This window comes from Streptomyces filipinensis (assembly GCF_014649495.1).
Classification (GTDB): Bacteria; Actinomycetota; Actinomycetes; order Streptomycetales; family Streptomycetaceae; genus Streptomyces; species Streptomyces filipinensis.
In genome coordinates, this window is record NZ_BMTD01000009.1 from 99,904 (window position 1) to 114,507 (window position 14,604).

11 protein-coding genes and 2 tRNA genes are annotated in these 14,604 nt (G+C 73.7%); 5 read left to right on the plus strand and 8 right to left on the minus strand.

Annotated features, from left to right (window positions below):
• Positions 1–12: 12 nt before the first annotated feature.
• From IE244_RS20955 to IE244_RS20970, 4 genes are all read right to left on the minus strand, one after another.
• Positions 13–1,611 carry a sensor histidine kinase gene (locus IE244_RS20955; RefSeq protein ID WP_191875087.1) on the minus strand — a complete coding sequence of 533 codons (1,599 nt, stop codon included), beginning with the start codon at positions 1,609–1,611 and terminating at the stop codon, positions 13–15.
• Positions 1,608–2,348, minus strand: coding sequence for a response regulator transcription factor (locus IE244_RS20960; protein ID WP_191875088.1), 741 nt, complete (start codon positions 2,346–2,348; stop codon positions 1,608–1,610). Before IE244_RS20960 ends, IE244_RS20955 begins: the two co-directional genes overlap by 4 nt.
• Positions 2,349–2,502: 154 nt before the next feature.
• Complete coding sequence (locus tag IE244_RS20965; RefSeq protein WP_191875089.1) at positions 2,503–3,378, minus strand: DUF2797 domain-containing protein; 876 nt, start codon at positions 3,376–3,378, stop codon at positions 2,503–2,505.
• Positions 3,379–3,538: 160 nt separating this feature from the next.
• The gene (locus IE244_RS20970; RefSeq protein WP_191875090.1) at positions 3,539–3,901 is read right to left on the minus strand and encodes an HGxxPAAW family protein; all 363 of its coding nucleotides are present in this window, start codon (positions 3,899–3,901) and stop codon (positions 3,539–3,541) included.
• Between the two features lie 81 nt (positions 3,902–3,982).
• On the opposite strand from IE244_RS20970, the gene IE244_RS20975 reads away from it, so the two are divergent.
• On the plus strand, positions 3,983–4,474 hold the full coding sequence (locus IE244_RS20975; protein WP_191875091.1) for a MarR family transcriptional regulator: 492 nt from the start codon (positions 3,983–3,985) through the stop codon (positions 4,472–4,474).
• A gap of 149 nt (positions 4,475–4,623) precedes the next feature.
• On the plus strand, positions 4,624–5,406 hold the full coding sequence (locus IE244_RS20980) for a calcium-binding protein (protein ID WP_191875092.1): 783 nt from the start codon (positions 4,624–4,626) through the stop codon (positions 5,404–5,406).
• Positions 5,407–5,504: 98 nt separating this feature from the next.
• Here the strand turns inward: IE244_RS20980 and IE244_RS20985 are convergent, their stop codons facing one another.
• A complete protein-coding gene (locus IE244_RS20985; protein WP_191875093.1) occupies positions 5,505–6,926 on the minus strand; it encodes a hypothetical protein in 1,422 nt (473 codons plus the stop codon).
• A 348-nt stretch (positions 6,927–7,274) separates the two neighbouring features.
• Here IE244_RS20985 and IE244_RS20990 point away from each other — a divergent pair, with 348 nt between their 5' ends.
• A complete protein-coding gene (locus IE244_RS20990; protein ID WP_191875094.1) occupies positions 7,275–7,469 on the plus strand; it encodes a DUF1918 domain-containing protein in 195 nt (64 codons plus the stop codon).
• 90 nt (positions 7,470–7,559) lie between these two features.
• Here IE244_RS20990 and IE244_RS20995 read toward each other — a convergent pair.
• Both IE244_RS20995 and IE244_RS21000 read right to left on the minus strand, forming a co-directional pair.
• A tRNA-Arg gene (locus IE244_RS20995) sits at positions 7,560–7,632 on the minus strand.
• Positions 7,633–7,847: 215 nt separating this feature from the next.
• A tRNA-Ser gene (locus IE244_RS21000) sits at positions 7,848–7,938 on the minus strand.
• 171 nt (positions 7,939–8,109) lie between these two features.
• Here IE244_RS21000 and IE244_RS21005 point away from each other — a divergent pair.
• Together IE244_RS21005 and IE244_RS21010 are read left to right on the plus strand one after the other, a co-directional pair.
• Positions 8,110–8,589, plus strand: a complete 480-nt coding sequence (locus tag IE244_RS21005) for an SSI family serine proteinase inhibitor (RefSeq protein WP_191875095.1) — start codon at positions 8,110–8,112, stop codon at positions 8,587–8,589.
• Positions 8,590–8,987: 398 nt separating this feature from the next.
• Positions 8,988–13,784: a PAS domain-containing protein gene (locus IE244_RS21010; protein WP_191875096.1), complete on the plus strand. Its 4,797-nt coding sequence runs from the start codon at positions 8,988–8,990 to the stop codon at positions 13,782–13,784.
• A gap of 130 nt (positions 13,785–13,914) precedes the next feature.
• On the opposite strand, the gene IE244_RS21015 is transcribed toward IE244_RS21010, so the two are convergent.
• Positions 13,915–14,496: a TetR/AcrR family transcriptional regulator gene (locus IE244_RS21015; protein WP_191875097.1), complete on the minus strand. Its 582-nt coding sequence runs from the start codon at positions 14,494–14,496 to the stop codon at positions 13,915–13,917.
• Positions 14,497–14,604 lie beyond the last annotated feature (108 nt).

A 14,604-nucleotide genomic window follows, 5' to 3' on the forward strand; every position in this document is an offset into this window, starting at 1 on the left:
ACCCGACTCTCGTCAGACCCCCTGTCGCACCGATGTGGTGGCACTGTGCTGTGCCTGTGAGTACGACCGCCGGCCAGCCTGGGGCGCCGGGTACGGGACGGCCGGGGCGAGGGCGGGCAGATGCACGGTGAACACCGTCCGCCCCGGGACGCTGTCGACGGTCACGGCACCGCCGTGCGCGGTCGCGACGGCCTGCACGATGGCGAGCCCGAGGCCCGTGGACCCCGTCGCCCTGGACCGCGCGGAGTCGCCCCGGGCGAACCGCTCGAAGACGTGCGGCAGCAGCTGTGGCGGGATGCCCTGCCCGCTGTCCTCGACGTCGACGCACATCCACGGTCCGCGCCGCCGCACGCGCGCGGTGACGGTCGTCCCGGGCGGGGTGTGCTTGCGCGCGTTGCCCAGCAGATTGACGAGCACCTGCTGGAGGCGCGCGGCGTCCGCCGAGACCAGGGCGGGCTCGTCGGGCAGCTCCAGCCGCCAGTTGTGGTCCATGCCGGCCGCGCGGGAGTCGCTGACGGTGTCCACGACGAGCGGGACGAGGTCGGTCTGCTCGAACTGCAGCGGCCGGCCGGCGTCCAGCCGGGCGAGCAGCAGCAGATCCTCGACCAGCAGGGTCATCCGCCCGGCCTCGGACTCGATCCGCCCGAGCGCGTGCCGGGTGTCGGGCCCGACCTGCTCGCGCCCGCGCCGGGTCAGCTCGGCGTACCCCCGGATGGAGGCGAGGGGGGTGCGCAGCTCGTGGCTGGCGTCCGCGACGAACTGCCGTACCCGCGTCTCGCTCCGCTGCCGGGCGTGCAGCGCGCCGTGCACGTGGTCGAGCATCCGGTTGAGCGCGGCGCCGACCTGGCCGACCTCGGTGTGCGGATCGCACTCGGACTCCGGGACCCGCTCGCTGAGGTTCACCTCGCCGGTGTGCAGAGGGAGTTCGGAGACACGGGTGGCGGTCGCGGCCACCCTGCGCAGGGGGCGGGTGGCGACGCCGACGAGTACGTAGCCGGCGATACCGGCGGCGACGAGACCGGCTGCGGTGACGCTCACCTCGACCAGGATCAGGGTGTTGATCGTGTTGTCGACCGTATCGGTCGGCAGGGCGACGTAGTAGGTGCCGTCGGCCCCGGGGACGTACCGCACGAGGTACGTGCCGAGCCCCGGGATGTCGACGGTGTGCGTGCCCGTGGTGGGCACCTTGCCCAGGGCGGCCTTCTGCTCGTCGTCGAGGGGGACGGCATGGTTGCGCTGGAAGGGACCGTTGTCGCTGGAGGAGCGCCGGGCGATGACCGCCCGGGTGACCGTGCCGCCGGTGCCGACCTCGGCGGCGATGGTCTCCGGCTGCGTCGGCCCCTCGACGAAGCCTGTGAGCCTGTCCGTCAGCCTGGAGTCGTTCATGCGCCCGCCGGGCTTCATGGGCCCCGACAGGCGTTTGCCCACCTCCGCCAGCTGCCCGTCCAGCTGCTCGTACAGATGCGACCGCAGCGCCACGGTCGTCACCGTCCCGATCACCGCGCACACGACGGCGATCAGCACCACGGAAGCGACGACGAGCCGCGCCCGCAGGGTCCGCGGCTGTCCCACCCGGCGTGTACGCGGACCCGGCCGTCGTCGCCTGCTCATGACACGGCGGGCTTGATCAGGTAACCCGCCCCACGCCGGGTGTGGATCATCGGCTCACGGCCCGCGTCTATCTTCCGGCGCAGGTAGGAGATGTAGAGCTCGACGACATTGGCCTGGCCGCCGAAGTCGTACGACCAGACCCGGTCCAGGATCTGTGCCTTGCTCAGCACACGCCGCGGGTTGCGCATGAGAAAGCGCAGCAGCTCGAACTCGGTGGCCGTCAGATGGATGGACTCCCCGGCCCGCGCGACCTCGTGGCTGTCCTCGTCGAGCGTGAGGTCCCCGACGACGAGCACGGAGTCCGACCGCCGGTCGGCGGCCCCGGACCGCCGGATGAGCCCGCGCAGCCGCGCCACGACCTCCTCGAGGCTGAACGGCTTGGTGACGTAGTCGTCGCCGCCGGCGGTGAGCCCGGCGATACGGTCCTCGACGGCGTCCTTCGCGGTCAGGAACAGCACGGGCACGTCCGGCAGCTCGCGCCGCAGCCGCCCCAGCACGGTGAGCCCGTCCATGTCGGGCAGCATCATGTCCAGTACGACGGCGTCGGGCCGGAACTCCCGGGCGGTCTGGACGGCTCCCTGCCCGTCCCCCGCACTCCTGATCTGCCAGCCCTCGTAACGAAGAGCCATGCTCAGCAGTTCGGTGATCGACAGCTCGTCGTCCACCACAAGCACCCGGACGGGGCTCCCGTCCGGCCTCAGCAGTTCGGTGCGCCCCCGGGGCGAGGTCGTGGTCATGGCGCACACCCTGTCGGTGCCCTCTGAGAAGACGCTTTCCCCAGTCTGTGATTTCCCTGAGAAACGCACAGGCACCTCTCAGGAAGCTCCTGGGAAGCACACCGGGATCAGACCGTGCGGCCGGGGGCGGGGGATCCGGCTCCTTGCCCTCGCCTCAGAACAACCCCTCCGGCTCCTGTCTGAACTCCCGGAAGGGGAAGGTGAGTCCGGCCGCTCCCGTGGCGGCCGGCGACACCAGCTCCCAGCCCCTCATCAGCCGGGTGTCGAGCACGACGACTCCGCGCCCGCCCACCGCCAGATGCAGGTCGGGCCCGGCAGCCGCGACCAACTCCCCGCCCACACCGCCGCCCGGCACGAGCTCCGCCACCTCGCCGAGCGCCACCGGAACACCGGCGAGCCCGAACACGCCGACGTGGTCGGTCACTTCACACGGCGCCGGGCTCAGCGACTCCGGCCAGCCGCTGAGCGCCACGGCCCGCGCGTGCAGCTCCCGCACCTCCGCGGCGCGCTCCGCCGGTGTCCCCGGCAGCGCCGACCGGACCGCCCGCTTGTCGGCGTACGGAATCCGGTCCGGCACCTGGAGCGCGGCCCGCAGCAGCTCCTCGGTGCGCCGGGCGGCCATCAGCGGACCGGTGCCGAGCCAGCTGAAACAGACGGCCCCCTGCTCCAGCAGCCGGACCGGGCCTCGTTCGGCCGCGGTGATCCCCACCTTGACCATCCCGGGCCCGAACCACGCCAGATACACCCGGTACGGGCGCGGATCATCGGCGATCGTGTCGGCGGCCACGGAGTGCGCCCGGTCCAGCCGCGCGCACTCCTCGCACCGGGCCCCCGTACTCCGCCCCGGCACCACGGCCCGCACCGGACAGGCGTGCCCCCGCGCCCCCACACACGTCCGCACGCCCCCTTCCGGCACCGCGAACCCGATCCGCTTCCCCCGGGGCAGCGCACTGCGCCGCCCGCCGTCCCACTCCCACACGGGACCACCGGGCGCCCAGCGCAGCCCCGAGCACTTCCATCCGTGTTCCATCACCGGTGAGCGTAGGGGGCGGGTCCGACAACGGGCGGCGGACAGCGGGCGGCGGACAGCGGGCGGGGCCCGGCGCGCGGGGCCCGGCGCGCGGCGGCCCGAAGCCGCCCCCGTCGATCGCGGCTTCGGGCCTGTCCGGGGGGATCAGGTCACCGCACGTTCACTCGGCGGGCGACAGGTCCGCCGCCCCGGCGGCCGTCGCCTCGGCGGCCACCGCCGCCCCGCGCGCCCGCCCCCGCCCCGCCAGCCGGCAGCCGACGCACCCGGTGTGCCCCTCCCGGGCCTGTGTGTCCCGGACCCGCATCCCCCACTGCCCACGCGGCCGCACCCCCGGCGGCTTGCCCCAGCCCGCCAGGTGCAGGAACCAGGTCACCAGGACACTCGCGCCCGTGACGGCGAGCCCGGCCGCGACCACCGGCAGCGAGGCCGTGCACACCCCCACCCCGACCACCCCGCCTCCCACCGTCGCGACACCGAAGCCGGTCCAGCCGGCGATGGTGTGACCCTCGTCGTACAGACTCATAGCCGCCTCCGGGACGAGTTTCTCTCACGAGCTAAGAAGTTCGTTACTCCGAATATCTCACGAGCTAAGGGATTCCGAAAGATGCACGGCACGCCGCGACCGTCCGCCACTCCGGCCCAGGCGCTGTCGGCGATGGACCACCTCATCGCCGCCCACCTGATCGGACAGCAGGAGCTGGCCCGGCGGCTGGGGCTGAACGTCACCGACCTGACCTGCTTCGCCTTCGTCCTGGAGGCCGGCGACGAGCTGCTGACGGCGGGCGACCTCGCCGCCCGCGCCCACGTCACGACCGGCGCGGTGACCGGCATCCTCAACCGCCTCGAACGCGCCGGATACGTCACCCGCCGCCCCGATCCCGCGGACCGCCGCCGCGTCCGCGTGGCCGCCGTACCCGCCGCCGTCACCCGCGTCGAGGCCGTGTACGCGGGGCACTACCAGCGCCTGACGGCCCTGTTCTGCGACTACTCCCCCGAGCAACTGGCCGTCATCACGGACTGGTTCACCCGAGCCACGGCCCTGGCGCACGAATACCTGGAGAAACTGAACCGGAACGACCCCGCCGAGGAGTGCTGACCCGCGGCAGCCGGCCCCGCCCCGCCGGCCGCCAGGACGCGCCGCCCGGCGCCGAAGCCCCCTCCGGCACGCCGATCACCGCTACGTACACTGCCTGCACTTGTTCGGCGGCCTGCCCACCCGGGCGGGCCCGACCCTTCGGGGACTGCATGCGAAGAATCACCATCGGCTCCGCCCTGCTCGGCTCCGCGGCCATAGCCGCCCTGCTCGCTCCCGGCGCGCAGGCGAACGAGGTGGTGGGCGACGCCGATGTCGGCGGTTTCCGGATCACCGGCGGGGGCGGCGCGGGCAACGACGTCGTGCTGGGCACCACCGACGCGAGGACGATCACCGTGAAGGTGACGGCCAGCGACGACTCCGGCATCAGGTCCGCGGACTTCACGCTCTTCCACGGAAAGACCCTCAGCAGGGCGGACGCGATCCTGAAGGCGAAGGAAACGGCGGCGGTGTGCACGGCCGCCGGAACCACGTCCGTCTGCACCAAGCACTACACGATCGACCCGCGGCGCGATCTGCGGAACGCGCTGGCCGGCCTCTGGACGGTCTACGCGGAGGCACACGCCCACGACGGGGACTACGTGAAGGTGGAGGGTCTCACCGCCTTCGCCCTGAAGCGCTACGGCAAGCTGACCACCAACGCCTCTCCCGAGCCCGTCGCCAAGGGCGGCACCCTCACCGTCACGGGCAAACTCAGCCGGGCCAACTGGGACACCCACGACTACCACGGCTACACGAACCAGCGCGCCTACCTTGAGTTCCGCCGGCCGGGCGACGACTACTACGAGTCCTTGGGCTACACCCCCACCGACTCCACCGGGGTCGCCACCGCGAAGGTCACCGCGACCGCCGACCGCTACTGGCGCTACGAGTTCCGCGGCACCCTGACCACGAGCGCCGTCAAGGCGACGGGTGACTTCGTGGACGCCCGCTGACCCCACCGGGCCCGGCCGGCCGCCGGGCCCGCGAGAAGTCTCAACCCCGCCGTGCCACCCGCCTTCTCACGAATCGGCAAGCGCCGGCCGGACGGGCCTCAGTTCTTCAGGTCAAGGACGATCAGGTGCATGCTGTCCGTGCCGGCGTACGTGACGAACACGCCCGCGCCCCGGGTGAGGGCGTCCGGGGTGACGGTCGCTTCCGGCAGGGGCTTGGCGGCGCCCGTGGCGACGGACACGGAGACCGGGGTCCTCGGCGTGTCCTCGCCGGCCAGGCCGTAGGCGGTGCCGTCGTCGCCGACGGCCGCGAGGGTGATCTTCCTGGCGTCCTCCCCGCTGTCGGTGCACCTGCCCTTGCCCGTCTTCAGGTCGAAGACGCTGCCGCCCTTGACCAGATAGCGGCCGTCGGGGGACAGGGCCGGCCGCACGTCCGCGAGGTTCTTCGGGTCCGGGACGTCCGCGCCGTACTCGGTCTCCTTGGTCCGGCACGGGGCGGTGGCCTGGACGGCGCCGGTCGCCAGGTCGTGGACGGCGGAGACGTCGTCCGGCCCCTTGAGCCAGTTGGCGATCACGTGGTCGCCGACGGCACCGACGATGCGGCCGTTCGGCGTCTCGTCCGTACCGAAGCCCACGTTCTCCTCCTTGCGGACGGCTTCGACGCCGGGCGGGGCCACCTTCGTACTCCGCCAGCCTCCGTCGGCGCCGAAACCGCCGTCACCCCCGGCGCCCTCTTCGCCGTTGGTCACGAGCCCCGCCGGGCCCTGGAACGACATCAGGTAGTCGGGGTCGGCCGCCTTCCCGTTGAGCGTCACCTTCGCGTCGCTGGTGTCGGTGACCTTGCCGTCGGGAGCCACCAGGATGCTGTCGCCGCCGTAGGAGGTGACGACCAGGCCCCCGGGTCCGGGGAACACGCTGGGCCGGTCGAACTCGCCGTCCGGCGCCTCGGCGTTGCCCGCGCCGACCGGGGAGACGTCTTTGCCGGAGGCGTCGGCCGGGTAGAAGGCCACGGCGACGACCTCCTTGTACTCGTGGAGCTCGTCCTTGCGGGCCTCGCCACGCGCCCACACCGCGAAGTAGTCGCGCTGCGCCCCGGGGATCAGGGCGATCTGCGGGACCGCCAGCGCGCCGGACTGCTCGTCGCTCTGCTCCTTGGTGAGCTTGGGGCCCTGCCACGGCTTGCTCGTGGACAGCAGCCTGCCGGACGACGCGTCCCGGACGTCGAGGACATAACCCCGCGCGGTCTTGTCGAGGTACGCGACCGCATCGCCCTTCCCCGAGACCGCGTACGGCAAGGGCTGCCCCTGAGGAAGCCAGCCGGCCTCGACCTCCCAGCCCTTGGCGCTGTCGAAGGCGGCCGGTGCGGTGATCCTGCTCTTCAGCGGGACGCCGCCGGCACCCCCGGCACCGCCCCCGTGCGCACTCTGGCCGCCGGTGGCGCCGCCGCCGGATTCGCAGCCCGACACCATGCCCGCGAGCGCACCCGCCAGCAGCACGGACGCCGCCCCCTTGCCGATCCTCATCCTCGGTACCTCTGACGTCATGGGGCGATGAGGCGAAGTGCCATCTCCCCCGGTGGATGGTCTTCGAACGATCAAGCAGAGACGGAGGCTAGCAGCCGTGTGCGGGGCGGGCCGATCCACAGGTCGACCCCACCGACCGGACGAAACCTGCTCTCAGCGGGGGAACGGCCCGGACGGCCGCGCGCAAAGCTCCTGGGCCACAGCTCTGTCCGAGGAGCGGCCGGCGTCCACGTAGCCGTTTGATCGAACCCGCCCTCACCGGTTAGGTCGAACTGACTGCGCCCCGCGTTCCGACCCAGCGATGCGTGGGAAAGGCAGTGGAGGACAGCGCGACAGAAGGGTGGCAGCGTGCGGGCCAGCATTGGAGACAGGATTCTTGTCCATGGTCGGATCGTGGGGCAGCACGATCGCAGCGCAGAGATCATCGAGGTGCTCGGAGCGGATGGGGGCCCTCCCTACCGGGTCCGTTTCGAGGACGGCCACGAGACGCTGATGAGTCCAGGCCCGGACACCGTGGTCCGTCCCTTCGGATCCGACGACTAGGCAGCGCGACCCGGCGGTTGTTGTCAGAGCTGCCGTCAAGGCAAAAGCCAGAGGCCCTGTGGATCACTCCACAGGGCCTCTGAACTGTTGTGCACTCGGCAGGATTCGAACCTGCAACCTTCTGATCCGTAGTCAGATGCTCTATCCGTTAAGCTACGAGTGCTTGTTCTTTTGTTTTGCCCCCGCTCTCGGCCCTTTCGGCCCGCTCCCGGCGACAGGAAGAACATTACATGACTGCCGCCGTCATGTGAAATCCGATTCGCACACCCCTTGTGACCTGCGAAAACGTCGACTCAGGCCGATGAGAGGGTCCGGAGGGACAGCCGGGGCGGGAACGCCGAAGCCCCGGTCCTGGGGACCGGGGCTTCGGGATCGGTGCGGAGGCGGAGGGATTTGAACCCTCGATGGGCTTTAAGGCCCAAACCGCATTAGCAGTGCGGCGCCATAGACCGGACTAGGCGACGCCTCCAGCACAACCGCTCACGCGAGCGCGCGAGTGGTGCGTGCAGATGATGACACAGCCAAGCGGCTTGTCACCAATCGCCCCCCACGGTACTAGGCACTCGGGCCACAGAGCAAAGGGCGTCGGTCCGGCGAGGCGCGGCGCAACGTCCGGGGCGGCGGATCCGTTGGGCTGGGCATGGTCTTTCTTCTTCAGCGGGGCCGGGTGCGCGGTGGCGTCGGGCCGGTCCTCGCCGCCGTTTCCGGTCTCCTCGCCGTGTCCGCCGTACCCGCCGTCGCCGCGTCCGCCGTGCCGCCGCCCGTGCGGCCCGAGGACCGGGCCGGTGATCACCTCACCGTCGTCGTGCGGCAGGCCGGGTCCGGGCGGGACGGGACGTACGAGCTGTCCTGCCATCCGGCCGGCGGGAGTCACCCGGACGCGGCGGAGGCCTGCCGGGTGCTGGACGAGCACACGCGCTGGGGGAAGGACCTCTTCGCCCCGGTGGCGCCCGGGACGACCTGCACCATGCTCTACGGCGGGCCGGCCACCGCCCGGGTGACCGGCACCTGGGCCGGCCGCAGGGTCGCCGCGGGCTACGACCGCAGCAACGGGTGCGAGATCGGGCGGTGGGACGGGCTGGTGCCGCTGCTGCCGAGGCTGGGCTCGCTGGCGGCCTAGGGGGACCGCCCCGGGCGGCGCGCGCCCACGGGCGACTCACGTGGTCGGAGAAGCGGGACAGAGACGTGGGACAGAGACGTGGGACGGGCGCCCGGGGCGGAGGGGGCAGGGTGGGCGCGCGGGGCGGAGGGGGCGGGACGGAGGGGGTCAGGTGGTTCACGGGGGCTCTCGGCGGAATCACCTCTCCGGTAAAGGTCCCGCGAAGGTCTCGCGCAGCCGGAGGCCGTGGTCGGCGTGCGAGCACGCGTTCGGTGTCACTTCGTCGTGGGACCTCCCTCTCATCCGGCGTCGCGAGCGCAACGTGTGCGCTTAGACTCCCTCGCGTGACACGTCGCGGGCCGGTTGGCAAGATGGCCCGAGCGGTCGGCAAGGTGCGGTAACAGGGAGGAAGGCGTCTCGTGAGCAGCAGGCCATCCCGAGGCGCTGCTCGCCTCGCAGCCATACTCGACGCGCTGCCGGACGCGTTGGTCCTGGTCAACGCCAACGGAACCGTCGTCAACGCGAACACCATCGCGCTGGAGGCCTTCGAGGCGCCGGGCACGGCTCTCGTCGGGCGCGGGTTGCTCGATCTGCTGCCCGAGTTCGACTCGCGGCTGATCCCCGGCTCGATGCGCCGGCCCGACCACATGGATCCGCGGGGGCGCACCAAGCCGACGCGGATGATCGCGCGGCGGACCGACGGGACCGAGTTCCCGGTCGAGGTCACGAGCGCGAATCTGGAGAACGGCCAGCAGGCGTACGACGGTTACGGCTACACCGGCGACGAGCTGCTGATGGTCGTCGTACGGGACCTGTCCGGGACCGTCGACACCGAGGCCGAGCTGGCGCGCTCGCAGCGGCAGACCGAGATGATCCTGCGGGCCGCGTCCGAAGGCGTCGTGGGCACCGACACCGAGGGCCGGATCGTCCTCGTCAATCCGGCCGCCGCCCAGATACTGGGCTACCGGGCCGGAGAGCTGGGCGGCAAGGAGCTGCACACGCTCGTGCTGCACTCGCGCGCCGACGGCTCCCCCTTCCCGTACGACGAGTCCCCGCTCGCCGACACCCTGCGCTCCGGGCGCAAGCACCGGGTGCGCGGGCAGGTGCTGTGGTCCAAGGGCGACGAGAGGGTCTCCGTCGACCTCACCACCGCGCCGGTGCGCGACGGGGACCAGCTCGTCGGCGCCGTGATGACCTTCACCGACCGGCGGCCGCTCGAATCCATGGCCGAGGAGAAGGCGGCGCTGGAGAAGGCGCACGCGGAGGAGGTCGAACGGCTCTCCGAGGAGCACGCCTCCGACCTGACCGCACTGCGCCAGCAGCATGTCACCGAGCTCGAGGAGCTGCGCGAGAAGCACGCGGAGGAGCAGGCGGCCGGCGAGGAGCGGTACGCCGCGCTCGCCGAGCGGGAGAAGGACCGGTACGAGGCGCTGGCCGGGCGCCACGAGCAGCTGCTGACCCTGCTGGGGCAGTCGCTGCGCGGGCCCCTGGAGGAGCTGCGGCGCGAGCTGGCCGCGCTGGCCGCGGACGACGCCGGGCAGCTGTGGCCCGAGGCCAATCAGGTGCTCCATCACCTTTCCGCCGGGTACGCGCGGATCACGACGCTCATCGACAACGTCCTCGGGTACCAGCGGCTGGACGCCGGCGCCGAGGACATCACCCGCACGAAGGTGATGCTGGACGCCGTCGTCGCCGCCGGTGTGGACGGGGCCGTCGAGCTGATCGGACCCGGGCGGGTGCAGTTCGCCGTGCACGCGCCGCCCATCGAGGCCGAGGTCGACCCGCAGCGGCTCGCCACCGCGCTCGCGCACCTCGTGGCAGACGTGGCCGGCGTCGACGCGACCGGCAACTCGCCCGTCTCCGCGGGCGGTTACCTGGACAACACCGTCGTGGTCGCCGCCGCGCAGCGCGGTGAGGTCGCGCGGATCGAGGTGCGCGGGCCGTACACCGGGGGAGACGCGGTGCACGAGCCGATCGTGCGCGGGATCGTGCGGGCCCACGGCGGGGTGCTCCAGACGCACGAGGTGCCGGGCATGAGCGGCAGCGCGTATGTGCTGGAGGTGCCGCTCGGGGGTGGCGCGGGGACGGTCGACGGACGGCCGTCGGCCGTGGCGCTCCCGGCGGGGCAGGGTCCCGTCGGGCAGGGCCCGGTGGGGCAGGAGCCGGGCGGACTGGTGCTCGCCGGACAGGAGCCGGGCGGGCAGGAGCCGAGTGGGCTGGTGCCGGGCGGGCCGGCCACGCCGGTCTCGGGCGAGCAGGTCTCGGGCGAGCAGGCCTCCGGCCTCGGTGAAGGGGCCGCTGAGGAAGCGGCCGGTGGCGGACGGCGGCGGGCCCGGCGTGCCTCCACGGACGCCTTCCTGGAGAGTGATGTGCCGGGCGCGGGCCAGGCCGGTGAGGCGGAGGCGCCCGCACCGACCGGTCGGCGCCGCAGGCGGGCGGGTGCGCCCGCCGAGGAGCCGGCCGTGGTTCCGGCCGCGGGCCCGGAAGCCGCGTCCGGCGGTACCGGGCGACGCCGTGCCCGGCCCGCCGAGAACAACGCCGGTGACGGCGACGCCGGCGGGGCCGTGAGCGAGGGGGCGGTGGTGACGGCCGCCGAGCACGCCGCCGGGGCCGCCGCCTCGGGTACGGGACTCGGCGCCGCCGTTCCGCCCCAGGGCGTGCCCGTGCCCACGGGCCGGCGCGCTCCCCACGACTCCGGTGCCCCGCAGGCCGCCCTGCCGCCCGCCCTGCCCGCCGTGGGCAGCCGGCCGGCACCAGGCGGGCAGGCCGTTCCGGATGCGCAGGCTGCGCCGGGGGTTCCGGCCGCGGAGGTCGTCCCGGCCGAGGGTGGGCAGCCGACCGGGCGGCGCCGGCGTGCGCTGGCCGCCGCGGCGGAGCGTGCCGCCGCCCAGGAGGCGGGTGCGCGTACGGTCTTCGCCCTGCCGCCGGCCGAGGCCGACCGCTCACCGCAGTCCGCGGGCGGGCCGGACGGCACGGGTACGGTTCCGGCGCCCGGCCGCGTTCCGGGCGCGGGCACGCCTGTGGGTCCCGGGGGCGCCGTACCGGTGGGGCCGGGGGCGGTCGCGCCTGCCGGTCCTGGGACGGGTGCGCCTGCCGGATCGGGTACGGACGCCGGGGCGGGTGCCGTTCCGGGTGCCGCCGGCCAGCCGCAGGCGCCGGGGCAGGAACCGGCTCAGCTGCCGCTGTCCGTCGCGGGGGTGCCCGCTGACGACGGCCGGCACGACGCCGTACCGCTCGACCAGGCCTCGGACCACACCCCGCCGCAGCCGCATCCGACCAGCGCGCCGACCGGCCGCCGCCGCCGTGCCGTGACCCAGTCGGCGGAGCCCGCCCAGTCGATGGCACCTCAGGCTCCGGAGGGCGCTCACCCGGCCTCCGTACCGATGCCTCCCGCTCCGATGCCTCCCGTCCAGGCCGTTCCCGGCCAGGCGGTCCCGGCGCAGGTGACTCCCCCGCACGGCGTGCCGGTCGCGCCCGGGCAGGCCGGACCGCAGCCCGCGGGGGCGCCGACTCCCGGTCAGGGCACGCCGGTTCACGGCGTTCCGGCGCAGGGTACGGCCGGGCAGGGCATCCCCGTCCAGGCCGGTCCCGTACCGGCCGCGGGGCAGACGTCCGCTCCCGCGCAGGGGCTGCCGGGTCAGCAACCCGGCGTACCGCACCCCGCCGCGCCCAGGCACGACGCCGCCGGCCGGCCCGTACCGACGGCTCCCGGCTCCCCCGCGGCTGCGGGTCCGACGCCGCCGGGTGGTGCCCCGAACGGCCTGCCGCTGCCCGCGGAGGCCGGTGCCGGGCAGATGCCGACGGCCGGCCAGGCGCCTGGCGTGCCCCAGCAGTGGCCCGGCGCCGATGACACCTCCGGCGCGGGTGGCACGCCCGTACCGCAGACCGGCACGCCGGCCCCGGGCACCCCGCTCCCCGCGGAGCGGGCCGGTGTCCAGGCGCCGCGGGCCGCACAGCCGTTGCCCGCCGAGGAGGGCGACGTCGACCCGAACTCGACGCAGGGGCGGGCGATCAGCGTCCGTACGCTCGGACAGGGCGTGCCGTTCTCGCGGCAGGCCGCGCAGGTGCAGCAGCCCACGGCGACCCCGCCGCCGCACACGCCGGGCGGGTCCGGCCGGCGGCGCAAGCTGGGCACGCCGCCCGACCCGGCCCAGCGCGCGGACCAGCAGCCGGAGCAGACGGCCCGGCCGCGCCCGCCGGCCGAACCGGCGCCCGCGCAGCCCTCGCTCGGCGGACAGCCGTCCCTCGGTGGACAACCGTCGCCCGGTGGACAGCCGTCCCTCGGCGGTCAGCCGGTCCCCGCGCAGGCGCAGCCGTCGCTCGCCGGGCAGCCCCGGCTCGCCCCGGGCACCGAGGGCGCCGGACGCTCGTACGCCATAGGCGCGCCGGACGCCGATGCCGCCGAGGGGCCCGAGCCGCTGGACGGTCCCGGTGGGGCGGTCGAGGTCGCGGACGCGCCGCTGCCGCAGCCGCTCGACGACGAACTGCCTCCGGAGCCGCTGGACAACCCGCGCCGGCTGCTGGTGTGGCCCGCGCCGGACGCGACGACCCAGCAGGCGCTGAGCGACCGTGGCTACCGGCCGGTGATCGTGCACTCCCGTGAGGAGGTCGACGCGCAGATCGCGGCGTTCCCGGCCGCGCTGTTCGTGGATCCGCTGACCGGGCCCATCACGCGTACGGCCCTGCAGTCGCTGCGGCAGGCCGCGGTCGCCGCCGAGGTGCCGGTGCTGGTGACGGCCGGACTCGGTCAGGCGACGCGCGAGGCGGCGTACGGCGCCGATCCCGCCGTGCTGCTCAAGGCGCTGGCGCCGCGCGACAGCGAGCAGCATCCGCCGCGGGTGCTGCTCATCGAGGAGCACGCGGAGATCGCGCTGGCGCTGACCTCGACCCTGGAGCGGCGCGGGATGCAGGTGGCGCGGGCCGCGAACGACAACGACGCGGTGACGCTCGCCGGGCAGTTCCGGCCGAACCTCGTGGTGATGGACCTGATGCAGGTGCAGCGGCGCCAGGCCGGCTTCATCGGGATCATCGACTGGCTCCGTGCGAACGGGCAGCTCAACCGCACCCCGCTGGTCGTCTACACGGCGGCCGTCGACCAGGCCGACCTGCCCCGGCTGGCGTCGGGCGAGACGGTGCTGTTCCTCGCGGAGCGCTCCACCAGCGCCGAGGTGCAGAGCCGGATCGTGGACCTGCTGGCCAGCATCGGCACGAACTAGGGCTTCCGGAGCCGCCGGTCCTGCCTTCGGGGCCGCCGGTCTGCTTTCGGAGCCGCCGGCCTTGCCTTCGGGGCCGCCGGTCCCGTGGAGCTCGGGGAGCGGCTGTGCCGTCGGCCGCGCAGTGCTGCGGCTAGCGCGCGACCAGGCGGCGGGCCGCCTCCTTCACGGAGGCTCGCAGCCGGTCGCGGTCGGTGTCCTCCGCCCCGGTGAGGATGCGCCGCATCTGGGGGACCACGGCCATCCAGTTGGCCAGCGCGGTCAGCAGCAACAGGAGGTCGCCGGGCGGGAACGCGTCGGTGATCACCCCTCGGGCCTGGCCGTCGGCGAGGGCCGCCACCTTCCGGGCGTAGTGGTCCTGGCGGGTCGGTTCGTCGGGCAGCTCGGCCGTGCCGTACTCGATGCCCTCCCAGAACAGCAGGCGCAGCAGCTCGGGGTGGGCGGCGTGGTAGTCGAGCAGGCGGTCGACCCAGCCCTCGATGTCGTCGGGGTCGACGGGGACGGCGGCGGCCAGGTCGACCATGCAGGTGCCGAGCACCTGGGTGAACAGCTCCGCCTTGTTGCCGAAGTAGGCGTAGATGAGCTGCTTGTTGGCCTTGGCCTCGGTGGCGATGCGGTCGATGCGGGCGCCCGCGATGCCGTGCCGGGCGAACTCGGCGACCGCCGCCTCGAAGATGCGGGCCTTGGTGGCCTCGGGGTCCCTGACTGCTGCCATGGGGACAGGGTAGGGGTCGGACAGGCAAGTAACCAACTATTTGGTTGACGGGAATGCGATCACCCTGCACCCTGTTGAGTGCTACCAACCAACGAGTTAGTTACTAGA